A 22583-nucleotide genomic window follows, 5' to 3' on the forward strand; every position below is an offset into this window, starting at 1 on the left:
CGGCGCTCCGTCGCCCAGCCGGTCGATTCGCCCGCCATGTCGGCCGGCTCAACGTTGCTCAGTTGCCCGCGACCTTGTCGCGGTCGTCCACTTGCAGCTGCGAGGCCAGAGCCAGCGAGAACTGCTGGGCGGCGCTCCAGCGCAGGTGGATCGCATCGACGAAGCCGTCTTCCGGTGCCGACCATTCACGGTCGGCGTTCCAGTAGCGCCCGTCGGTACCCGCCAGTGCCTGCTCCAGGCGCCTGTCGAAGCCGCGAACGAAGCTGCCGTCCGGGTCATAGGTCGATTTCCAGTCCGGATGCAGCGGGGTGGAGACGACCAGCAGCTTGCGCCCTTCGCTCTCTAGCCGCCCGGCCAGCCCGGCGAGCGCCTTGAAGCAGCCCGCATCCAGCGCCTCGGGCTTGCCGTAGAACAGCCCGCGGTCACCCTGCGGCTCGAGCGGCCCATCGCCGAAACGACTGAACACCAGCGGGTCCCACTCGATCAGGTTGGCACGCTGGTCCTTGACCGTCAGCGAGTTGCGCAGCAGCGAGCGCGGGTCGAAGTACCGCAGGTAATAGGCCCAAGGCGAGACCTGGCCGTAGACGTAGGCATCGGCGTCCTGCCGATTGAAGACCGCATCCGGTACGCGCCAGCAGCCTGCGAAATCGATCGGATCGACCACCATCACGACCAGGCGAATGGTCGGCTCGCGGTCGAGCAGCCAGTTGGCGACGTATGCGCTCTGGTTCGCGTGCAGGCCGCAGAAACCCGCATTCAGCGGTTGTGTTGCCAGCGACTGGGCCTTGAACACGCTGCTGTCGACGTGGCGCCAGGCGACCGACGAACCGACTACCAGCAGATCGGGTGCATAAACCGGGCGCTCACGCAGAAAGCTCAACTTCTCGTCCACGCACAGGCTGTTGGAAAACGCCGGTGGCGGCAGGTTGCCGGTGTTGTTCAGCAGCGCCAGCAGCAGCGCAAAACCGCCCAGCGCGCCCAGCGCGCCGGCAATCAGCGCTCCCAGGTAGCTGGCCGGTATGCCCGATGCGGCGCCCTGCGCCGGTTGTGCGACCCCCTTTCCCTTGGGAACCTCGGCGGCGCTTGCCATGATTTACCCCCTGTCGAGCTTGGCGCGGATCAGTTCGGCGAAGTGGCCGACGTTCTTCAGTGACTCGAGCTCGGCGGTGCGGAACTTGACGCCGAAGCGCTGCTCGGCGGCCACGATCAGCAGCACATGCGTCTGGCTGTCCCAGCCGTCGATGTCGTTTGCCGTGGTGTCGGGTGTGAGCACGATGTCGTCGTCATCGAACACGTCGCGAAACACCTCGGTAAGCGCGTTGAGAATGTCCTTTTCGTTCATGCCTGCACCTCGATGAAATGGCGGGGTTGAATCGACTCGGCCAGCGAAAGGCGCCAGAAGGTGGCGTCATCGCCGGCACCGAGTGGGTGGGGATGCGACGCGAAGCCGAGCCGCGGGTAGTGTTCGGCGACCATGCCGTTGCGTTCGGCGGGCCGGTATTCACCGACCAGCGCCGCGTAGCCACGCGCGCGCGCGGCCTCGGCGAGCACCTGCAACACGGCCTCCTCGACCTGCCGGCCGAGTACCCGGCAGCTCATCAGCCAGCTGTCGATCAACAGCTCGTCAGCGGCCAGCGCCTCGTGCGGAGCGGCCAGCACGACGCTGATCAGGCCGTTGTCGCCGAACTTGTCGCGCAGGCGGATCGCCAGCGTTACCGCCGCCGGATCTTCGGCCAGGCGCTGCACTTCGGCTTCGCCGTAGCGCCGGGTGGTGAGGTTGAACTGGTTGGTCTTGTTCACCAGCTGAGTCGCGCGCGCCAGCTCGGCCGGGCCGATGGATGTGGCGGTGAGGACCATTTCCAGGCCGCGCAGGTAACCCTCCATGTCGGTGGCCTGGTTCAGCGCCTGCTTGCGTTCGGCGTTGGCGGCGTAACTCTGCGCCCGCGCCGAATCGTCCGCGGTGAACGACACCGCCTCGAAATAGCCGGCCGCGGCAATCCGCGCCGGGTAGTCGGCGACATCGTCGGGCAGCTCCGGCACCGCCACTTCGGGCAACTCGCGGCGCACGATGTCGCGCTCGGCGGGGTTGTCGTCGACGAAGACCAGGCTGTCCAGACCGATGTCGAGCATTGCGGCGATGCGTCTGAGGTTGCCGGCCTTGTCTTCCCAGTTGGCGACGAAGGCCGCGATGTCGCGGCGTCGGAGCGCCATTTCCACGTGCTCGAAGGCGGCTTCGGCGACGTGCGCATCGTTCTTGCTGCACACGGCAAGAATCACCCCGCGCTGGGCGAGCAGCGCCGCGTAGCGCTGAAACGCGACATAGGCTTCGCCGCTCGGGCTGCCGGCGCCGAGCTTGATGCCCTCCAGGCCATCATCGCCGATCACGCCGCCCCACAAGGTGTTGTCCAGGTCGAGCACCAGGCATTTGCGCGAAAGCCCGACGCTGGCCGCAGCCACCCGCGCCAGATGGTCGCCATACAGCGGCGCCATTTCCGGGCTGACCAGCTGCTTGGCCTGATGCCAGCGCGCCGGGTCGGCCAGGCCGTTGCCGTAGCTGCCGTCGGCCGCGTGCCAGGCCAGATCGAGCAGCAGCACGCCCTCTTCCCGCGCGGCCATGCGAATCGCCTCGTTCAGCCGCTGCACCAGGGCAAATGGCGCGGCGGGGACCTGCGCCTCGAACGAGCCGAACAGCGGCGGATCGACCGGTACCAGCGTCTGCTGCACCACCTGCGCGGCGAAGCGTTCATGCGCCCGGCGCCACAGGCCGCGCAGCTCGTCAACCCGCGCGGCGATCGCCGCGTCGACCTCCTCGCGGCCGCTGGTCAGCGGCAGTTGCAGCGGCGCATCGCGCGCATCCAGCGCCAGCACCACCAGCTGGGGCGCGAAATCGGCCAGTTGCGGGTCGTCGAGCAGCAGCGCCTGCCGGTAGAGGCCATAGGGTGTGACGAACAGGGAAAGCGCCAGCCGCCGCTGCAGCCCGGCCACGCGAATCGCCGGCAGCAGGTGATCGACGGTGTGCGACGACAGCAAGGCGATGCGCAGCGGCGTGAAGCCCTGTGGCGCCGGCCCCTGCAGGCCCGCGGCGGCGAGCCGGTCGAGCTTGGCCGTCTGGGTGAAATCGCGGCGGTAGCCGGCCAGCCGCGCGGCCTGCTGCAACCGCGCGAGGGGGTCGGTTTCCTGTTTGGCTTGGCTGATCGCAGCGCCCATATCGGCGTGCGGCGGTAACCAGAGCAGCTGTTCCATGCGAGCTCCTGTAGGGGTGGCTGAAGCCAGTCGTCAGAACTGGAAGTAGAGAAACTCGGTCGGCGCAACCGAAAAGGCGATCGCCAGGCCGAAGAAGCCGAGCACCCCGACCGCTACGCCAATGGCCGGTGCCGGGCGCCACCAGGCAGCCGGCACCAGACGTTCGAGCCAGTGGCCCTCGGCGCGGAAGTTCAGCGCCGTGCGGAAGTGGCCCATCCACTGCTCGACGTTCGGCATGCTCCAGACGAACAGCAGCAGCGCGCCGATCATGGCGAAGTCCGAGCGGTCCATCCGGGTGGTTTCCGGGCTGAGCCCGAGCATGCCGCTGAGCACGGCGAGCGCGGCCGGCACATCTGCCGAGCGGAAGAACACCATGGCGACCACCACGCAGCCAAAGGTCAACAGCACCGCAACGACCTGATGCAGCGGGTTGTCGCTATCGACCTTCCAGCCCTGGCGCACCTTGTAGGCGCGCCAGCCATGCGCGACCACCAGGTAAAAGCCGTGCAGCAGGCCGAACACCACGAATTGCCAGCCTGCGCCATGCCAGACGCCGGAGACGAACATGGTGAACACCGTCGGGTAGGCGACCAGTGCGAGAAAGGTGCCGAGGGTCATCTTGCCCCGCCGCGGCTGTGGCTTGCCGGCGGCCATGCGCGCGCGCGTCACTCGCAGCACGATGGGGTTGTAGATATAGGCGGTCAGGAAGCGCGTCAGCGTCATGTGCCAGCGCGACCAGTATTCGATGACGTTGCGTGCCTTGAACGGGCTGTTGAAATTCATCGGCAGGCGCACGCCGAACAGCAGCGCCAGGCCGATGGCCATGTCGCTGTAGCCGGAAAAGTCGAAGTAGATCTGCAGCGTGTAGGTCAGCGCCCCGGTCCAGGCATCGTAGAACGATGGAATCGCGCCGCTGGCCGCCACCTCGAAGATGGGAGTCGCCTTTTGCCCGAGCGTATCGGCGATCGCCACCTTCTTGAACAGCCCGAGCAGAAACACCGTGGCGCCCAGCGCGATGAAATCGACCCGCGGGCGGAAGGTGGTGCGATTGTTGAACTGCTCGAGCATCTCGCCGTGGTGGGTGATGGGGCCGGCGATCAGCTGCGGGAAGAAGGTGATGAACAGGCAGTAGTTGACGAAGTCATGCTCCTGCACCTCGCCATCGTGTGCGTCGACCAGGTAGGCGATCTGCTGGAAGGTGAAGAAGGAAATGGCCAGCGGCAGGAGGATGTCCTCGATCTGCCAGCTGAATTCGAACACCGAATCCAGCGTGCCGAAGAGAAAGCCGGTGTACTTGAAATAGCCGAGCAGCAGTACGTTGGCCGCCACACCGAACACCAGCACCGCACGCGACGGCCGGCGTACCAGAAAGCCGCCGAGCAGGTAGTTGAAGACCAGGCTTGCGCCCAGCAAGGGCACGTACAGCGGGTTCCACCAGCCGTAGAACACCAGCGAGGCGAGCACCAGCCACACCGCCGCCGCACGCTGCCGTCCGCTGCCGGCCAGGAGAATGAAGCCGAGAAGCACGATCGGCAGGAACACGCCGATGAACACTGCAGAATTGAAGAGCATCTTCCTGACTCCCCCGGGTTTCCATGTGACCGACACCGGCTCCAAGGGAGCCTGGACCAATTCCGCAACGGGGCTCAGCCCGTATCGGGGCCTGAACCGTGCAGTCACCACCGACCCAGAAAGTGACAGGGAAGTGTGAGAGAAAGTTTCAGGCCCTCGACGAGCGCTTGATATTTGTCAGTAACGTCGTTCCACCACCCGACGAGAGGGCCGAAACGGCCTCTGGACTTGAGCGTGATCAAGTCTGTCCGGGGGCGTGACGCGTAGCCTGAAGCTCCCCCTCGGATCCCGCCGGAGGCCGCCCGTCATGGCCAAGAAGTTCCCGCTCAACCCACCGCACCCGGAACGCATCTGCTGGGGCTGTGACCGTTACTGCCCGGCCGATTCGCTGGGCTGCGGCAATGGCTCGAGCCGCACGATGCACCCGGCCGAAATGCTGGGCGAGGATTGGTACGAGATCGGCGACTGGAACATCGAAGTCCCCGAAGACAAGTCGACCCGGCCTGCCGCCGAGCTGATCGCGCGCTCGCACTGAGTCACCAAGCGCCTCTGCCCTGCTCCGCTGGCCAATCGCCTGCGCCGTTCCGTTCGTCTAGCGGTACAAACGCCGCGCCGCCGAACGGCTAGGCTTGTCGTTAGATTCACAGACAGCCAGGCACGGTGAAATGGGCGCAGTATGGCGGTCCTCCACTTCGGCGGAAGGGCGTTCGACACGCGCTCCTGAGCCCTCTTCAGATTCGGACAAACGGCGCAGGCGCCGCCGGCGGACTGCACGGCGGCTCGGCTGGTCGCTCGGGCTGTTTCTGCTCGTGGCGTTCGCTTACGCCGGTTGGCACGAGATGCAGACCTCGAAGATCCAGGCCCGCTGGCTCAGCCGTTACGCCGCGACGCTGACCTATGCCCTCGAGCCGGGGCCGAGCGACGCCATTCGCTTCCCCGAAGAAGGACCGTTCGACCGCCGCCTCGGCTACGTCGCCCTGCCCGATCACATCGCCCGGCTGACCGAGCGCGGCTACGAGGTCCAGGCCCAGGCGCGCTTTTCGCCCGCCCTGCTGAACTACGCCGACCACGGCTTCTTCGTGCCCTATGCCGAGCGATCGCAGGTTGGCCTGACGATCCACGACTGTCGCGGCGAACCCTTGTACGCCAACCGCTACCCGCACCAGTTCTACGCCCGCTTCGAAGACATTCCCCCGCTTGTCTCGCTCAGCCTGCTGTTCATCGAAGACCGCGGCCTGCTCGATCTGCAGCGGCCACATGCCAACCCCGCCGTCGATTGGCCGCGTTTCTCCAAGGCCGCGCTGAGCCAGCTGGAGAGCGGCCTCGGCCTGCCCGGACAGGCCGCCGGCGGTTCCACGCTCGCCACCCAGGTCGAGAAATATCGCCATTCGCCCGAGGGCCGCACCGGCGACCCGCAGGAAAAGCTGCGGCAGATGGTCTCGGCCAGTGTGCGCGCCTACCTGGACGGCCCGCTGACACTGGCGGCGCGCCAGCGCATCCTGCGTGACTACCTCAACAGCGTGCCGCTGTCGGCGGCACCGGGGCATGGCGAAATCCATGGCATTGCCGATGGCCTGCGTGTCTGGTTCGGCGCCGATTTCGACGAGGTCAATCGTCTGCTCGCCTCGAGCCAGGCGGAGGATGACGCGGCGCGCGGGCTCGCGCTGCGCCAGGTACTCTCGCTGCTGATCGCCCAGCGCCGGCCTTCTTACTATCTCGGCGCCGGCCGGGAGGAACTCGCCGGCCTGGCCGACAGCCATTTGCGCCTGCTCGCCGGGGGCGGCGTGATCGATACCGCCTTGCGCGACACGGCGCTGCGTCAGCAGGTGAGCTTTCGTGATATGGACCGTGAACCGGCGATCCGCCCGGTGGAAGCCAGCAAGGGCATCAGCGTGGCGCGCACGCGCCTGGCCGGTCTGCTGAACCTGCCGCTCTATGACCTGGATCGGCTCGACCTCACGGCGACCACGCCGTTGCAGGGGGCGCTGCAGGAGCAGATCAGCGACTACCTGCTGAAACTGGCCGATCCGGCCTTCGCCGAGCAGGTCGGGTTGTTTGGCGATCGCATGCTCTCGCCGGAGAAAACCGCCGACGTACGCTACAGCTTCACCTTGTTCGAGCGTGCCGGAGGGGGCTTCCGCGTACGCGTGCAGACCGACAACACCAATCAGCCGTTCGACATCAACGAGGGCAGCAAGCTGGAGCTGGGCTCCACTGCCAAGCTGCGCGTGCTGACCACCTATCTCGAGGTGATCGCCGAGCTGCACGCGCGTTACGCCAGCCTGAGCAGCGCCGAACTGCGCGCGACGCAGACTCGCACCACGCTCGGTCGCTGGGCCGTCGCCTACCTGGCGCAGACCAGCGACCGTAGCCTGGCGAGGATGCTCGATGCGGCGATGGAGCGGCGCTATTCGGCGAGCCCGGCCGAGCGCTTCTTTACCGGCGCCGGCCTGCACCACTTCAACAACTTCCGCCGGGAAGACGACCACCGCATCCCGACGGTACGCGAGGCCCTGCGCGAATCGATCAACCTGCCCTTCGTGCGGCTGATGCGCGACCTGGTGAATTTCAGCACCTACGAAGAGATCAACAGCGCCGAACTGCTGAAGAACGACAAGGACCCGCGCCGGCTGGAATACCTGACGCGCTTCGCCGACCGCGAAGGCTCGGTGTTCCTCCAGCGGTTCTGGCGCAAGTACCGCGGGCAGAGCGAGCGCGAGCGCATCGAGACCTTTCTGCAGGGCATGCGACCCACGCCGGTACGCCTCGCGGCGGTGCACCGCTACCTCATGCCCGACGCCGACCGCACGACCTTTGCGGCATTCCTGGCCAACCGGCTGCCGGAGGCCAGGCTCAGCGAGAAGAAGCTCGACGAGCTCTATACCCGCTATGGCCCCGGCCAGTTCAGCCTGCCGGACCAGGCCTACATCGCCCGCACGCACCCGCTCGATCTCTGGCTGCTCGGCTACCTGACGGCACACCCGGAGGCGAGCCTGTCCGAGGTGGTTGCCGCCAGTCGCGCCGAACGCCAGGAGGTCTACGGTTGGCTGTTCCGCAGCCGGCACAAGAGCGCTCGCGACAGCCGCATCCGCATCATGCTCGAGGTCGAAGCCTGCACCGACATCCATCGCCGCTGGCAGCGCCTGGGCTACCCCTTCGGCAGCCTGGTGCCCTCCCTGGCCACCGCGCTGGGCAGCTCGGGTGACCGTCCGGCTGCACTGGCCGAGCTGATGGGCATCATCCTCAACGATGGCGTGCGGCTGCCGAGCGTGCGGATCGACAGTCTGGACTTCGCTGCGCAGACGCCCTACGAAACCCGCTTGCGCCTGGCCGGTGGCGCCGGCGAGCGCGTGCTGCCCAGCGAAGTCGCCGCTACCCTGCGCGAAGCCCTGGCGCTGGTGGTCGAGGGAGGAACGGCGCGGCGCCTGCAGGGCACCTTTGTGCGCGAGGATGGCAGCACGCTGCCGGTCGGCGGCAAGACCGGTACCGGCGACAACCGCATCGACACGGTCGGCGCCGGTGGCCGGTTGATCAGCTCGCTGGCGATGAACCGCACCGCGACCTTCGTGTTCTACCTGGGCCCCGATCACTTCGGTACCCTCACGGCCTACGTGCCTGGCCGGGCAGCAGACAGCTTCCGCTTCACCTCGGCGCTGCCGGTGCAGGTGCTCAAGGGCATGGCGCCGATCCTGGCGCCCTACCTCGCCAATGGCGCACACACCCGGTGCACGCCGCGCCTGCAGATGGCGGAGGCCGCGACCGCTCGCTAGCACCGGACATGCGCCGCCTGAACGTATCGACGGCAGCGACTTCAAAGAAAGACATTCATCGATTCGGCCCACGCCCGCGTGGTGGGCCGACGCATTCGAGCCATGTCTGCAACCTTAATCGCCAGCTTTCTTGCCGCACTGATGCTTGCCTCGGTTCATCTGCTCTGCGTCAGGCTGCGCTTCCTTGACCGTACGCCGCGCAGCCGCTGGCTGTCGTTCGCCGGTGGCGTCGCGGTGTCGTACGTGTTCCTTCACCTGCTGCCGGAGATCGCCAAGGGGCAGCGCCTGATGGATGAGCGCACCCGCGGCGTGCTCGCCTTCTTCGAGGGCCACGCGTACCTGCTGGCACTCGCCGGGCTGGTCGGTTTCTACGGTGTCGAACGCCTGGCCAAGGAGCACCGTCGCCGGATGGCCACCGGCGGCCCACCGAGTGCCGGTGTGTTCTGGGTACATATCAGCAGTTTTGCCGCCTACAACATGCTCACCGGCTACCTGCTGCTGCACCGCGAGGAGCCCGGCCTCGGCAGCTTGGCCTGGTTCACGCTGGCGATGGCGATGCATTTCGTGGTCAACGACTTCGGCCTGCAGGCCGACCATCGGCAACGCTACGACCGCAAGGGCCGCTGGCTGCTGGCCGGGGCGCTGCTGCTGGGCTGGGCGCTGGGCTTGGTGATCGAGATATCCGATCTGGCGATTTCCGCCTGGATCGCCCTGCTCGCCGGCGGCGTCATCCTCAACGTGCTCAAGGAGGAACTGCCGGCCGAGCGGGAGAGCCGCTTCAGCGCCTTCGTGCTTGGCGTGGCGGGCTACGCGCTGGTGCTGCTCGGGTTGTAGGCGTCGGCGGCCTGGCCGAGCAGACGCGCCTGGTGCGTCTGCGCCATCTCCTTGAGGAAGTCCCAGGTGGTGCGCATGCGGGCCACGTCCTTGAATTCGATCGGCATCAGCATCCAGAAGGTTCGGGTGAAGCTGACCTGCTCGGGCAGCAGCACCTGCAAGCGCGGGTCGGCGTCAGCGGTGAAGGCCGGCAGGATGGCGATACCGGCGCCGGCGGCAACCGCCTCCTGCTGCGCCAGGACGCTGGTACTGCGCAGCGCTACGGTGCGGCTGTCGACCAACCCGTCGAGAAACAGCAACTCGCGGGAAAACAGCAGGTCATCGACATAGCTGACGAAGCGGTGGCGCTGCAGGTCGTCGCGCGCGGTGATCGGCGGGTGCTCGTCGAGGTAGCTCGGTGCCGCGTACAGGCGCAGCAGGTAATCGGTCAGCCGGGTGATGATGAATGGCCCGCGCTCGGGGCGTTCAAGCGTGATGACGATATCCGCCTCGTGGCGTGACAGCTGCACCGCGCGCGGTAGCGCCAGCAGGTCGATGTTCAGATGCGGGTGGCGCCGGCCCAGCCCGGCCAGCTGCCCGGCAAGCATCACCGAGCCATAACCCTCGGTCGCGCCGATACGCACCTGGCCGGAGAGACCGTGATCCAGATCAGGTAGCGACTGCTGGATGGCGACGCTGGCACTTTCCATCGCCTCGACCCGGGGCAGCAGGTTGCGCCCTGCCTCGGTGAGCCGATAGCCGCCGGGCTCACGCACGAACAGCTGCATGCCCATGCTTTTTTCCAGCGCCTGCAGCCTGCGCGATACCGTGGTGTGGTCAACGTTCAAGCGCCGCGCCGCGGATGTCAGCCGCCCGGCGCGCGCGACTTCGAGAAAATAACGCAGGTTGTCCCAGTCCATACGGCCCTCCGGCTGTGCATTTTTGCAGAGCGACTCTGCAGCCAGCCGCATTGTAATGAGAATTTTCGCAGCTAGGATCAAGTCAGCACCCTCGCCGCGGTTCGCCGGGCGACAAGAACAACAACAAACCACGCGGAGGTCCCATGACCGGCAGCATCCCCACCGTCAAACTGCTCATCGACGGTCAGCTCATCGAGTCCAACAGCAAGCAGTGGCGCGACGTGATCAACCCGGCCACGCAGGAAATCCTCGCGCAGGTTCCCTTCGCCACCGCCGAGGAAGTCGATCGCGCCGTGGCCAGTGCCAAGACGGCCTTCAAGACCTGGCGCAAGACACCGATCGGTGCCCGTGCGCGCATCTTCCTCAAGTACCAGCAGCTGATCCGCGAGCACATGAAAGAGCTGGCGGCGATGCTCACCGCCGAGCAGGGCAAGACCCTGGCCGATGCCGAAGGCGACGTGTTCCGCGGCCTGGAAGTGGTCGAGCATGCCGCCGGCATCGGCAACCTGCAGCTCGGCGAGCTGGCCAACAACGTCGCCAGCGGGGTGGATACCTACACCCTGCTGCAGCCGCTGGGCGTCTGTGCCGGCATCACCCCGTTCAACTTCCCGGCAATGATCCCGCTGTGGATGTTCCCCATGGCCATCGCCACCGGTAACACCTTCGTGCTCAAGCCCTCCGAACAGGACCCGATGGTCACCATGCGGCTATGCGAACTGGCGCTCGAAGCCGGCGTGCCGCCGGGCGTGCTCAACGTGGTGCACGGTGGGCCGGACGTGGTGAACGCGATCTGCGACCATCCGGACATCAAGGCCGTCTCCTTCGTCGGCTCGACCAGGGTCGGCACCCACGTCTATAACCGCGCCTCCCAGGCGGGCAAGCGCGTGCAGTGCATGATGGGCGCGAAGAACCACGCCATCGTGCTGCCCGATGCGCACAAGGAGCAGAGCCTCAACGCCATCGCCGGAGCGGCCTTCGGCGCGGCCGGCCAGCGCTGCATGGCGCTGTCGGTGGTGGTGCTGGTCGGCGAGGCGCAGCAGTGGATTCCCGACCTGGTCGCCAAGGCCAAGTCGCTGAAACTCAGCGCCGGCACCGAGCCGGGTGCCGACCTCGGCCCGCTGGTGTCCTGCGCGGCGCTGGATCGCGTCAGCGGGCTGATCGAGCGTGGCGTTGCCGAAGGCGCAACCCTCGAGCTCGACGGTCGCAACCCGCAGGTGAGCGGCTACGAGAAAGGCAACTTCGTCGCGCCGACGATCTTCTCCGGCGTGAAGGCCGAGATGAGCATCTACCGCGAGGAAATCTTCGGCCCGGTGCTCTGCGTGATGGGCGCGGCGACCATGGACGAAGCCATCGAGCTGATCAATGCCAACCCCAACGGCAACGGCACCGCCATCTTCACCCGTTCGGGCGCCGCGGCGCGGCACTTCCAGGAAGAGATCGACGTCGGTCAGGTGGGCATCAACGTACCGATTCCGGTGCCGGTGCCGATGTTCTCCTTTACCGGCTCGCGTGCGTCGAAGCTCGGCGACCTCGGCCCCTACGGCAAGCAGGTGGTGCAGTTCTACACCCAGACCAAGACCGTCACCGAACGCTGGTTCGACGAAGAGGCGGTCGGCTCCACGGTCAACACCACCATCAACCTCAAGTAACCCACACGGGGCCGGCCAGCGGGCCGGCCCGAAGGAAGCCCCATGACATTCGAAACCCTGCTCGTCGACATCCAGGACCGCGTTGCGCTGATCACCCTGAACCGCCCGCAGGCACTCAATGCGCTGAACAGCCAGCTGATCAGCGAGCTGAACAGCGCGCTCGGCCAGCTCGAAGCCAACCCTGAGGTCGGCTGCATCGTGCTGACCGGCTCGGCCAAGGCCTTCGCCGCCGGTGCCGACATCAAGGAAATGGCCGAGCTCAGCTACCCGCAGATCTACCTCGACGATTTCTTCGCCGAAGCCGATCGCATCGCCAACCGGCGCAAACCGCTGATCGCCGCGGTGGCCGGCTATGCACTGGGTGGCGGCTGCGAGCTGGCGCTGTTGTGCGACATGATCTTCGCCGCCGAAAACGCCCGCTTCGGCCAGCCGGAGATCAACCTCGGCGTGCTGCCGGGCATCGGCGGCACTCAACGACTGACCCGCGCCGTGGGCAAGGCCAAGGCCATGGACCTGTGCCTGACCGGGCGTCAGATGGACGCCGAAGAAGCCGAGCGCGCCGGCCTGGTGGCACGCATCTTCCCGCAGGAAAGCCTGCTGGAGGAAACCCTGAAGGCCGCCCGGGTGATCGCCGAGAAGTCGCTGCCGGCCACCATGATGGTCAAGGAAAGCGTCAACCGCGCCTTCGAGACCACGCTGGCCGAAGGTATTCGCTTCGAGCGTCGCGTGTTCCATGCGGTGTTCGCCACGGCCGACCAGAAGGAAGGCATGGCGGCGTTCGCCGAAAAGCGCAAGCCGGACTTCAAGAACCGCTGAGCCACATTCAACAGGCCGTTCGAAAGCGTCGCGAGCGACGGCTATGCCAGGCGAAATCGCCCGAGGAAGCGGAGTTTACAAGTCGTGAATGAGCTTTCGAGGGGATTTCAACGCCGCAGCGCCTGGCGCGGTAACTTTCGGATGGGCTGCAAAAGGAACGAGCCATGCATATCGGATTCATCGGATTAGGCAACATGGGCGCGCCAATGGCGCGCAACCTGCTCAAGGCTGGCTACACGCTCAGCGTGTTCGACCTGAATACCCAGGTCATGGAGGCGCTGGCGCAGGCCGGAGCACTGCCGGCCGAGTCGCCGACCGCCATCGCGCGCGGCAACGCCGACGTCATCATCACCATGCTGCCCGCCGCGCCCCATGTGCGCAGCGTCTATTTGGGCGACGACGGGCTGATCCAGAACGTGCGCCCCGGCGTATTGCTGATCGACAGCTCGACGATCGACCCGCACAGCGCGCGTGACGTCGCCGCCGTGGCCGCACAGCACGGCAACCCGATGCTCGATGCGCCGGTCTCCGGTGGCACGGGCGGCGCCGCAGCCGGCACCCTGACGTTCATGGTCGGTGGCAGCCGTGAGCACTTCGAGCGCGCACGGCCGATCCTCGAGGCGATGGGCAAGAACATCATCCATTGCGGCGATACCGGCAACGGCCAGGTGGCCAAGGTCGCCAACAACATGCTGTTGGGCATCTCCATGATCGGCGTCGCCGAGGCGATGGCACTGGGCGTCGCGCTGGGCATGGACGCCAAGACCCTGGCCGGCGTCATCAATACCTCCAGCGGCCGCTGCTGGAGTTCGGACACCTACAACCCCTTTCCCGGCGTGCTGGACAACGCCCCCGCTTCGCGCGGCTACAGCGGCGGCTTCGGCACCGACCTGATGCTCAAGGACCTGGGCCTGGCCACCGAGGCCGCACGCCTGGCGCGCCAGCCGGTCGTGCTCGGCGCGGTCGCGCAGCAGCTGTACCAGGCCTTCAGCGCCGGGGGGCACGGCGCGCTGGATTTTTCCGCGATCATCAATCAGTACCGCAAGGATTCTCCCCATGAGTGAAGCCGAACGCCCCGTGCTGGCAGCCGTACGCAACCACGTCGGCCACCTCACGCTGAACCGCCCCGCCGGGCTCAACGCCGTCAATCTGGAGATGGTGCGCCTGCTCGACGAGCAGTTGCGCGCCTGGGCCGCCGACCCGTCGATTAACGCCGTGGTGCTGCGCGCCAACGGCGAGAAGGCGTTCTGCGCCGGCGGTGACATCCGCTCGCTGTACGACAGCTTCAAGCGTGGCGATACCGAGCACGAGACCTTTTTCGAGGAGGAATATGCGCTCGATCAGTACATCCATGCCTATCCCAAGCCCCTGCTGGCGCTGATGGACGGCTTCGTCCTCGGTGGCGGCATGGGCCTGGTCCAGGGTGCGGCGCTGCGGGTGATCAGCGAGCGTGCGCGCATGGGCATGCCCGAGGTCGGCATCGGCTACTTCCCTGACGTCGGCGGCAGCTATTTCCTCTCGCGTCTGCCCGGCGAGCTGGGCACTTACATGGGTGTGACCGGCCTGCCGATTCGTGCGGCCGATGCGCTCTACACGGGGCTGGCTGACTGGTGCATCAGCCATGAGCAGATCGCCGAGCTCGACCGCTGCCTGGACCGCATGAGCTGGTCAGTGCATCCCCGCGAAGCGCTCCAGACACTGGTCGGGTCGTTGGCCACCCGAGATCTGCCGGGCTCCGAGCTCAAGGCGGTGCGCCAGGCGATCGACGAGCACTTCGCGCACGCCGACGTTCAGGCGATTCGCGCATCGCTGGCCGCCGAGCGGCGGCCCGAGTTCGAGGACTGGGCACGGGAGACCGTCAAGGTGCTCGACAGCCGCTCGCCGCTGGCCATGAGCGTCACCCTCGCCATGCTCAGGCGCGGCCGCGAACTGGCGCTGGCCGACTGCTTTGCGCTGGAGCTGCATCTGGATCGGCAGTGGTTCGCCCGCGGCGACATCATGGAAGGCGTGCGCGCGCTGATCATCGACAAGGACAAGAGCCCACGCTGGAACCCGCCGCAACTGTCCGAAGTCACCACCGAGCAGGTTCAGAGCTTCTTCGCCGACTTCAAGCCGGCCACCCGCTCGCGGCGAACCGCCACGGCCTGACGCCGGCGGGCGGCGGTTATCGACCGCCCGCCCCGGCCTGAACAACGATAAAGAGAACCCTGCGATGAACGACCTCGAACTCACCGAAGACCAGCGCATGATCCGCGACATGGCCCGCGACTTCGCCCGTCGCGAGATCGCTCCGCACGCCCAGGCGTGGGAAAAGGCCGGCTGGATCGACGACGCACTGGTCGCCCAGATGGGCGAGCTCGGCCTGTTGGGCATGGTCGTCCCGGAACAATGGGGCGGCAGCTACGTCGACTACGTCGCCTATGCGCTGGCGGTGGAGGAAATCTCTGCCGGCGATGGTGCCGTGGGCGCGTTGATGAGCATTCACAATTCCGTGGGTTGCGGCCCGGTACTCAAGTACGGTTCCCAGGCGCAAAAGGACGAGTGGCTCGCCGAGCTGGCCAGCGGGCGCGCTATCGGCTGCTTTGCCCTGACCGAACCCCAGGCCGGCTCCGAAGCGCACAACCTGCGCACCCGCGCCGAACGGGTGGACGGCCACTGGGTGCTCAACGGCGCCAAGCAATTCTGCAGCAACGCCAAGCGCGCGAAGCTGGCGATCGTGTTCGCGGTGACCGATCCGGACCTTGGTAAGAAGGGCCTTTCGGCCTTCCTGGTGCCGACCGACACGCCCGGCTTCGTGGTCGAACGCAGCGAGCACAAGATGGGTATTCGTGCCTCCGACACCTGTGCCCTGGCGCTGACCGACTGCCGGGTGCCCGAAGCGAACCTGCTGGGCGAGCGCGGCAAGGGCCTGGCCATTGCCCTGTCGAACCTCGAGGGCGGGCGCATCGGCATCGGCGCGCAGGCACTGGGTATCGCCCGCGCGGCGTTCGAAGCAGCCCTGCGCTATGCCCGTGACCGGGTACAGTTCGGCAAGCCGATCGCCGAGCACCAGAGCATCGCCAATCTGCTCGCCGACATGCAGACACAGCTCAACGCCGCGCGCCTGCTCATTCTGCATGCAGCGCGGCTCAAGTCGGCGGGGCTGCCCTGCCTTTCCGAAGCCTCACAGGCCAAGCTGTTTGTTTCGGAGATGGCCGAAAAGGTCTGCTCGCAGGCGATCCAGATCCATGGCGGCTACGGCTACCTGGAGGACTACCCGGTCGAGCGCTACTACCGCGACGCCCGCATCACGCAGATCTACGAGGGCTCCAGCGAGATCCAGCGCCTGCTGATCGCCCGCGAGCTGGCCAGCTATTCGCTGTAGTTACACCGCCGGGCCGCGGCGCGACTCGTGGCCCATCGGCGTAGCGTCGGGGATTTGCACGTCGGGGGCCTGGAAATCCGGGCTGTGCACTTCCGAATCCAGCGGCATGTGGGCGTAGCGCTCCGGCGGAAAATGGCCCTTGTGGTCATGCCGAGCGCCACTGGCCTCATGCTCGGTCAACATGCGCTTGGCCTCGCAACGCCCGGTTACGCCGCGAGCCAGCGCCATGCCACCTAGGGCCAGCTCCACCAGGCCGAACAGGCCGCCGCGGCGCAGGCCCTTGGCCAGCAGCATCACACCGCCGGCCACCGAAGCGGTACGCTCCCAGCCGTGGACGTTTTGCGGTGCGTTCTTGTCGTACAGGCGGTTCATGGTGGTCACCTCGTGTGTTTTCGGTCCTTATAGCTGACTGCGTGAACCCCAAGCCGTTCCGGTCCAGCCGACGACGCGACTTCTGTGCCCCAGGCTTTCGTCGGCGGGTAACGGCGGCCGCACAAGCTGTATATCCATACATAAAAACATTGCCTGATCTCGACGGGCCCGCCATGCTGTGCCAGTCATCCCTGCGGCCCGCCAAGCATGCGTCTGTTTCTCTGCGAAAAGCCCTCCCAGGCCAAGGACATCGCCCAGGTGCTCGGCGCGCGGCGCCGCGGTGAGGGCTGTTGGATCGGTAGTGACGTCACCGTGACCTGGTGCATCGGCCACTTGCTCGAAACGGCACCGCCGGACGCCTATGACGGCCGCTACAAACGCTGGGCGCTGGCCGACCTGCCAATCGTGCCGCAGCGCTGGAAGCTGCAGATCAAGGGCAAGACGGCAAGCCAGTACAAGGCGGTGAAGCGCCTGCTCGGCGAATGTGCCGAACTGGTGATCGCCACCGATGCCGACCGCGAAGGCGAAATGATTGCCCGTGAGCTGGTCGAGCACTGCCGCTACCGTGGGCCGATTCAGCGTCTGTGGCTGTCGGCGCTCGATGAGGCCTCGATCCGCAAGGCATTGGCCGCACTGAAGCCCGGCGCCGAAACCTTCAACCTGTATCAGGCGGCGTTGGGACGCTCGCGCGCCGATTGGTTGATCGGCATGAACATGAGCCGGCTGTTCACCCTGCTCGGCCGCCGCAGCGGCTACCAGGGCGTGCTCACGGTTGGCCGTGTGCAAACGCCCACGCTGCGCCTGGTGGTCGATCGTGACCGCGCCATCGCCGCGTTCGTGCCGATGCCGTTCTGGGGAATCGAAGCGACGTTGCAAGCCGACGGCGAAACCTTCAAGGCCGACTGGATCGCGCCCGAAGCAGTTTGCGACGATCAGGGCCGCTGTCTGAACCAGGCGCTCGCCGCAGAGGCTGCCGAAGCCATGCGCTTGGCGGCTCTGGCACAGGTCAGGGAGATCAAGACCGAACGCCAGCGCGAGGCCGCGCCGCTGCCCTTCGACCTGGGCACGCTGCAATCGGTTTGTTCGAAAAAGCTCGGGCTGGGCGCGCAGGAAACCCTCGATATCGCCCAGGCGCTTTACGAAACGTACAAGCTCATCACCTATCCACGCAGCGACTGTGGCTATCTGCCACTCAGCCAGCATGGCGAAGCGCCCACCATCCTTGCCGCGCTGGAACAGGCGGACCCGGTGCTCGCCGCCTTGCGCCCCCACCTGCTGCCCAGCCGCAAGTCGCGCGCCTGGAACGATGCCAAGGTAGGCGCGCACCACGGCATCATTCCCACCGCAGCGGCCGGGGCCCTGGCCCGCCTGAGCGGCAAGCAGCGCGCCGTCTATACGTTGATCCGCGCACGCTACCTGGCGCAGTTCCTGCCGCCGCACGAGTACGACCGGACCCAGGCCGAGCTGGACTGCGCCGGCCACGCACTGCGGGCAGTAGGCAAGCAGGTGATCGAGCCGGGCTGGAAACGCGCGCTGCCCGAGGCGCTGGCTGCGGCCGGCCCGCGCCCGGCGCCTACTGCCCAGGTGCTGCCGAGGCTCGTTCGCGGGCAGACCTGCAACGTGCCCGCGGTAGCCCTCAAGGATCAGTTCACCCAGCCGCCCAAGCCTTACACCGAGGGCGACCTGATCCAGGCGATGAAGAACGTCGCCCGCCTGGTCGAAGATCCGCGCCTCAAGCAGAAACTCAAGGACACGACCGGCATCGGCACCGAAGCGACGCGCGCCGGGATCATTCAGGGCCTGCTCGAGCGTGGCTATCTGACCCGCCAAGGCAAGGCGCTGGCGGCTACACCCGCCGCGTTCAGCCTGATCGACGCCGTGCCGCGGCCGATCGCCGATCCGGGCACCACAGCGATCTGGGAGCAGGCACTGGACATGGTCCAGGCCGGTGAAATGCCGCTGGACGAATTCGTTGCAAAGCAGTCCGCCTGGATGAGCAAGCTGGTGGAACGCTGCGCAGGGCTGCAGCTGAGCATCAGCGGCCCCGCCATCGGCACGCCCGCCAGGCGCAAGGGTGGCAAGCGCCCGCGCTACGGCAAGCCGGGTACCTCCACGAAGGCAACGGGTGCCAAGGGCAGGAAGCGCGCCGCACCGAAGTGAGGGGCGTGCATAACGTGCCTGCTACTCGAGCGTTGGACGACCCGGCGTCAGGTAGGGGAACGGGGCAATGGTTTGGCCGGCAGGGCTTGCGGTGGGCAAGGCTGCACCGTTGCCCACCCTCCGGATCAGCGCCGGCTGGCGCTACGGGATCCTTTTCCACCATCGGCCCCTGTTGCACCCCGCACTGAACTCGTGAGAGTGGCCATCCCTATCGCTGCCGGATCCCGCACCGCGCCGTAGGGTGGAAAGCGACCACGGGGCTTTTTCCACGCGCGTACACGCGTGCGCGAGATGCGGCGCAACGGCACTGCGCCGCCGACCTCCCGAGCCAAGCGATGACGCCGACAAGACTGCTCCGTGCCCACGGGCCGCGCAGCCGGGAGCGTGGCCGGCCTTGTCGGCAACCCGGTGCGCGCACACCAAAATGGCAGACCGCAGAAAAGCAAAAGGGGAAGCCGTGAGGCTTCCCCTTGAAGGGATCGTGCTTTGTTCTTCTTCTGCTGACGGGCTTGTTGTTCTTGTTTGCAGCCCGGCCGGGCCTCAGGGCCCATGGTTCCAAATGGAACCGAGGAACAAACGGATTATTTTGGTCGCTGATGCTGCCTGCCCTCGCGGGCCAACCGGTTCTGGTGCTGCCTTGCATGGCAGTTTTGTTGTTCTCGCTCCGGTCGAGAGAAACCTCTGGGCAACTCCTCTCCAAAAGAATCAGTTTGCTACGTCCCCATCCTGTTGTTCTTGTTATTCAGGAGCCGCTTCGTTTTGTTCTTGTTATGGGTGCTTCTGGTTTTTTGTTTTTGTTGTGCCAGTAATAGAGCAGCAGTCGTGCCAACTTTACGAAAGCCTTTTATATCAATGACTTGTGAAGCGTATGAGATTTTCCAGGGCCGCCGGAACGGGAATTTCGTTACCGCCCTGCCCAGCAGGCGTTACGCCCGGCCGGCCGCGGTAACACTCGGCAAGCGTTACCGCGAGGTGGTTACCCGCGGATGCCAGGCGATCTCGCTCGCCGACAGCTCGACCGAAACCCGGGCTTGACCAGGCGTGCGTGAGAAGCGTGGTGCCGGCGCCACCTGCAGGCCACCCTCCTGGTTGCGATAGACGCCGCGTGCCTTGAGGTGCGGGTGCTCCGGTGCCTCGTTCAATTCGAGCACCGGTGCAAAGCAGGCATCGGTCCCCTCCAGCAGCGCACACCACTGATCACGGCTGCGGTTGGCGAACAGCGCCTGAAGTTCGGCGCCCTGCTCGGCCCACGCGGCGGGATCGCGGCCGACCCGGCGCAGCGATTCCGGCGCATCGATACGCTCGCACAATAGTTCCCAGAACTTGGGCTCCAGCGCGCCGATGGCGATTTCGCGGCCGTCGGCGCAGCGATAGCAGCGGTAGTTGGGCGCCGCCCCGGCCAGCGGGTTGGCCGCACGCTCCATCGACAGCCGGCCAGTGGCCAGAAGGCCCGAGAAGAAACTCATCAACGACGAGACGCCATCGACGATGGCCGCATCGACGACCTGGCCCTTGCCTGATCGCTCACGCTCGAACAGCGCGGCGAGGATACCCACGGCGAGGAACATCGAGCCCCCGCCAAAATCACCGACCAGATTCAGCGGTGGGATCGCGGTTCCCTCGGCGCCGCGAATCGCCGCCAGCGCGCCGGTCAGCGCGATGTAATTGATGTCGTGGCCCGCCGCACCGGCCAGTGGCCCGCTTTGCCCCCAGCCGGTCATGCGTCCGTAGATCAGCCTGGCGTTGCGCTGCAGGAGCGGTTCGGGCCCGAGCCCCAGGCGTTCCATCACCCCGGGACGAAAGCCCTCGATCAGCACATCCGCCTGGTCAGCGAGGCTCAGGCAGCGCTCGCGCCCGGCTGCACTGCGGATATCGAGCGTTACGACGCGCCGGCCGCGGTCCACCACCGGGTTCGACCAGCCCGTTCCGCCCTCACGCTGAACGCGTATGACATCGGCCCCCAGATCGGCCAGCAGCATGGCGCAGTGCGGCCCCGGGCCGATGCCGGCGAACTCCAGCACGCGCAGCCCGGCAAGCGGGCCAGGGCCTGATTCCTGCGTGTCGCTCACATGACCTCCAGAGCTAGGCTCTTCATGGCGGAACGCCGCCGCCCGACCAGCAGCCAGGCGGCGGGCGGCTCAGAAGCTCGCCGCGTTGCGCTGATTCTCGACGAGGTGGTTGCGGTAGCGCTCGCGTAGCACCTTCTTGTCGATCTTGCCGGTGGCCGTGAGCGGCACCCGGTCGAACACCACCGCATCAGGTATCCACCACTTGACGAGGTTCGGCTCCAGATGGGCCAGCACCTGGTCGGCGCTGACCTCGGCGTCGGCGTGCGGCTCGATCACCAGCAGCGGGCGTTCCTCCCACTTGGGGTGGAACACGCCGACGACGGCGGCCACCTTCACGCCGGGACAGGCGGCCGCGACGTTCTCGATGTCGATGGAGCTGACCCATTCCCCGCCGGACTTGATCACATCCTTGCTGCGGTCGGTGATGCGCAGGAAACCATCGGCGTCGAGGGTGGCGATGTCGCCGGTGTCGAACCAGCCCTCGGCATCCAGTGCACTTCTATCGCTGCGGTAGTAGCGCTCGACCGTCCAGGGCCCGCGCACCAACAGCTTGCCCGAGCTCTGCCCGTCGCGTGGCAGCTCGCGGCCCTGGTCGTCGACGATTCTCAGCTCGATGCCGAACTGCAGCCGGCCCTGACGGCTCCAGATGGTGTCGTTGGTCGCCGCATGACCACGCTCCATGAGCTTCGGCGTTGGCGTTGCCACCACGCCCAGCGGGCTGGTCTCGGTCATGCCCCAGAGTTGGCAGACGGCGACGCGGTACTTGCGCTGGAAGGTCTCGGCCATCATGCGCGGCACGGCCGAGCCACCGATGACCAGGCGCGCCAGGCTGCCGGCATCCTCGCCGGTGCGTTCCAGGTGGTCGAGGTACATGGTCCAGATCGTCGGTACGCCGCCGGAAAGGGTTACCCCCTCGCCCTTGATCAACGCCTGCAGGCTCGTGCCGTCCATCTTGTCGCATGGCAGGACGAACTTGCAGCCGTTGATCGCCGCAGCAAACGGCAGCCCCCAGGCGGTGCCGTGGTAGAGCGAGGAACAGGGCATCACGCAATCGAAGGCGGAAAGCCCGAACGCGCCGGACAACCCCGCCGCCATCGCGTGCAAGACGACCGAGCGATGGCTGTAGAGCACGCCCTTGGGGTCGCCGGTGGTACCGGAGGTGTAACAGAGAATGGCGCCGGCATTCTCATCGAACTGCGGCCAGACGACCGGCGCCTCGTTGGCGATCAGCGCCTCGTAGGCCTGCACCCCGGCGCCGGCTTCGGCCAGGGCGGCCTCCTCGGCGAGCATGACGAAATGACGAATGTTCGGCAGCCGATCGCGCAAACGTTCGACGCAGGGAATGAAGCTCTGGTCGAACAGCAACACCTGGCTGCCGGCATGGTTGATGGTGTAGACGATCTGGTCGTCGGACAGCCGCGGGTTGGCGGTATGCAGTACGGCGCCGATGCCCGGCACAGCGAAGAACAGTTCGTAATGGCGATGGGTGTTCCAGGCCAGCGACGAGACCGCGTCGCCCGGCGCGATGCCAAGGCTGCGCAGCATGCTGGCGGCCCGCGCGGCACGCTCGGCAAGGCCGGCATAGTCGTAGCGCCACAGCGGGCCGTCGAGCTGACGCGAGACGATCTCGCGGTCGCCGTGGGCGGCGGCGGCATGGGTGAGGATGGAGGTGATGGACAACGGGGCTTGCTGCATCAGTCCTGTTTGCATGTTTCCGACCTCATCTTGTTTTTGTTTTAGAGTGGCGACCGGAGCACTCCGGCCAACCAATTGGCACGGCAAAAAAGGCTTATCAATCAACGCGCTATGGCTTAAAGCTCAAGCCGCGTGAGGTT

17 protein-coding genes are annotated in these 22583 nt (G+C 66.5%); 9 read left to right on the forward strand and 8 right to left on the reverse strand.

The genetic code is table 11. The features are described 5' to 3' along the window. Positions 1 to 58: 58 nt before the first annotated feature. From CL52_RS09845 to CL52_RS09860, 4 genes are read right to left on the reverse strand one after another with little or no spacing between them, the layout of a single operon-like run. A complete protein-coding gene (locus tag CL52_RS09845) occupies positions 59 to 1090 on the reverse strand; it encodes a hypothetical protein (protein WP_043220249.1) in 1032 nt (343 codons plus the stop codon). A gap of 3 nt (positions 1091 to 1093) precedes the next feature. Next, positions 1094 to 1342 (reverse strand): acyl carrier protein, encoded by a 249-nt coding sequence (locus CL52_RS09850; protein WP_041105524.1) that lies wholly within the window; start codon positions 1340 to 1342, stop codon positions 1094 to 1096. Continuing rightward, positions 1339 to 3243 carry an HAD-IIIC family phosphatase gene (locus CL52_RS09855; RefSeq protein ID WP_043220251.1) on the reverse strand — a complete coding sequence of 635 codons (1905 nt, stop codon included), beginning with the start codon at positions 3241 to 3243 and terminating at the stop codon, positions 1339 to 1341. The genes CL52_RS09850 and CL52_RS09855 overlap by 4 nt, the downstream gene beginning before the upstream one ends. Positions 3244 to 3276: 33 nt before the next feature. Further along, complete coding sequence (locus CL52_RS09860; RefSeq protein WP_043220254.1) at positions 3277 to 4815, reverse strand: MBOAT family O-acyltransferase; 1539 nt, start codon at positions 4813 to 4815, stop codon at positions 3277 to 3279. Positions 4816 to 5122: 307 nt separating this feature from the next. Between CL52_RS09860 and CL52_RS09865 the strand changes: the two genes are divergently transcribed. From CL52_RS09865 to CL52_RS09875, 3 genes are all read left to right on the forward strand, one after another. Then, a complete protein-coding gene (locus tag CL52_RS09865; protein WP_043220256.1) occupies positions 5123 to 5350 on the forward strand; it encodes a DUF3079 domain-containing protein in 228 nt (75 codons plus the stop codon). A 130-nt stretch (positions 5351 to 5480) separates the two neighbouring features. After that, complete coding sequence (locus tag CL52_RS09870) at positions 5481 to 8585, forward strand: transglycosylase domain-containing protein (RefSeq protein WP_082041983.1); 3105 nt, start codon at positions 5481 to 5483, stop codon at positions 8583 to 8585. A gap of 102 nt (positions 8586 to 8687) precedes the next feature. Further along, entirely contained in the window at positions 8688 to 9419 is a 732-nt protein-coding gene (locus tag CL52_RS09875; RefSeq protein WP_249345531.1) for a hypothetical protein, read from the forward strand. Here CL52_RS09875 and CL52_RS09880 read toward each other — a convergent pair. Further along, positions 9392 to 10318 (reverse strand): LysR family transcriptional regulator, encoded by a 927-nt coding sequence (locus tag CL52_RS09880; protein WP_043220259.1) that lies wholly within the window; start codon positions 10316 to 10318, stop codon positions 9392 to 9394. The genes CL52_RS09875 and CL52_RS09880 overlap by 28 nt on opposite strands. 143 nt (positions 10319 to 10461) lie before the next feature. Here CL52_RS09880 and CL52_RS09885 point away from each other — a divergent pair, with 143 nt between their 5' ends. The 5 genes from CL52_RS09885 to CL52_RS09905 all read left to right on the forward strand — a co-directional run bounded on the left by CL52_RS09885 (position 10462) and on the right by CL52_RS09905 (position 16147). Beyond that, positions 10462 to 11967 (forward strand): CoA-acylating methylmalonate-semialdehyde dehydrogenase, encoded by a 1506-nt coding sequence (locus tag CL52_RS09885; RefSeq protein ID WP_041105529.1) that lies wholly within the window; start codon positions 10462 to 10464, stop codon positions 11965 to 11967. A 42-nt stretch (positions 11968 to 12009) separates the two neighbouring features. After that, positions 12010 to 12783: an enoyl-CoA hydratase gene (locus tag CL52_RS09890; RefSeq protein ID WP_041105530.1), complete on the forward strand. Its 774-nt coding sequence runs from the start codon at positions 12010 to 12012 to the stop codon at positions 12781 to 12783. Between the two features lie 164 nt (positions 12784 to 12947). Continuing rightward, positions 12948 to 13847: a 3-hydroxyisobutyrate dehydrogenase gene (gene mmsB, locus CL52_RS09895; RefSeq protein WP_041105531.1), complete on the forward strand. Its 900-nt coding sequence runs from the start codon at positions 12948 to 12950 to the stop codon at positions 13845 to 13847. Continuing rightward, entirely contained in the window at positions 13840 to 14931 is a 1092-nt protein-coding gene (locus CL52_RS09900) for an enoyl-CoA hydratase/isomerase family protein (RefSeq protein ID WP_041105532.1), read from the forward strand. Before mmsB ends, CL52_RS09900 begins: the two co-directional genes overlap by 8 nt. Positions 14932 to 14995: 64 nt before the next feature. Continuing rightward, positions 14996 to 16147 (forward strand): acyl-CoA dehydrogenase family protein, encoded by a 1152-nt coding sequence (locus tag CL52_RS09905; RefSeq protein ID WP_043220261.1) that lies wholly within the window; start codon positions 14996 to 14998, stop codon positions 16145 to 16147. On the opposite strand, the gene CL52_RS09910 is transcribed toward CL52_RS09905, so the two are convergent. Further along, positions 16148 to 16519 (reverse strand): YgaP family membrane protein, encoded by a 372-nt coding sequence (locus tag CL52_RS09910; RefSeq protein ID WP_043220263.1) that lies wholly within the window; start codon positions 16517 to 16519, stop codon positions 16148 to 16150. It lies immediately after the preceding gene. Between the two features lie 207 nt (positions 16520 to 16726). Between CL52_RS09910 and CL52_RS09915 the strand changes: the two genes are divergently transcribed. Next, the gene (locus tag CL52_RS09915) at positions 16727 to 18679 is read left to right on the forward strand and encodes a DNA topoisomerase III (protein ID WP_043220266.1); all 1953 of its coding nucleotides are present in this window, start codon (positions 16727 to 16729) and stop codon (positions 18677 to 18679) included. Positions 18680 to 19641: 962 nt separating this feature from the next. Here the strand turns inward: CL52_RS09915 and CL52_RS09920 are convergent. Beyond that, a complete protein-coding gene (locus CL52_RS09920) occupies positions 19642 to 20748 on the reverse strand; it encodes a CaiB/BaiF CoA transferase family protein (protein ID WP_052264542.1) in 1107 nt (368 codons plus the stop codon). 69 nt (positions 20749 to 20817) lie between these two features. Then, on the reverse strand, positions 20818 to 22443 hold the full coding sequence (locus CL52_RS09925) for a long-chain fatty acid--CoA ligase (RefSeq protein ID WP_043220269.1): 1626 nt from the start codon (positions 22441 to 22443) through the stop codon (positions 20818 to 20820). Positions 22444 to 22583 lie beyond the last annotated feature (140 nt).

Origin of the sequence: Stutzerimonas balearica DSM 6083, from assembly GCF_000818015.1 — a bacterium.
Taxonomy (GTDB): Bacteria; Pseudomonadota; Gammaproteobacteria; order Pseudomonadales; family Pseudomonadaceae; genus Stutzerimonas; species Stutzerimonas balearica.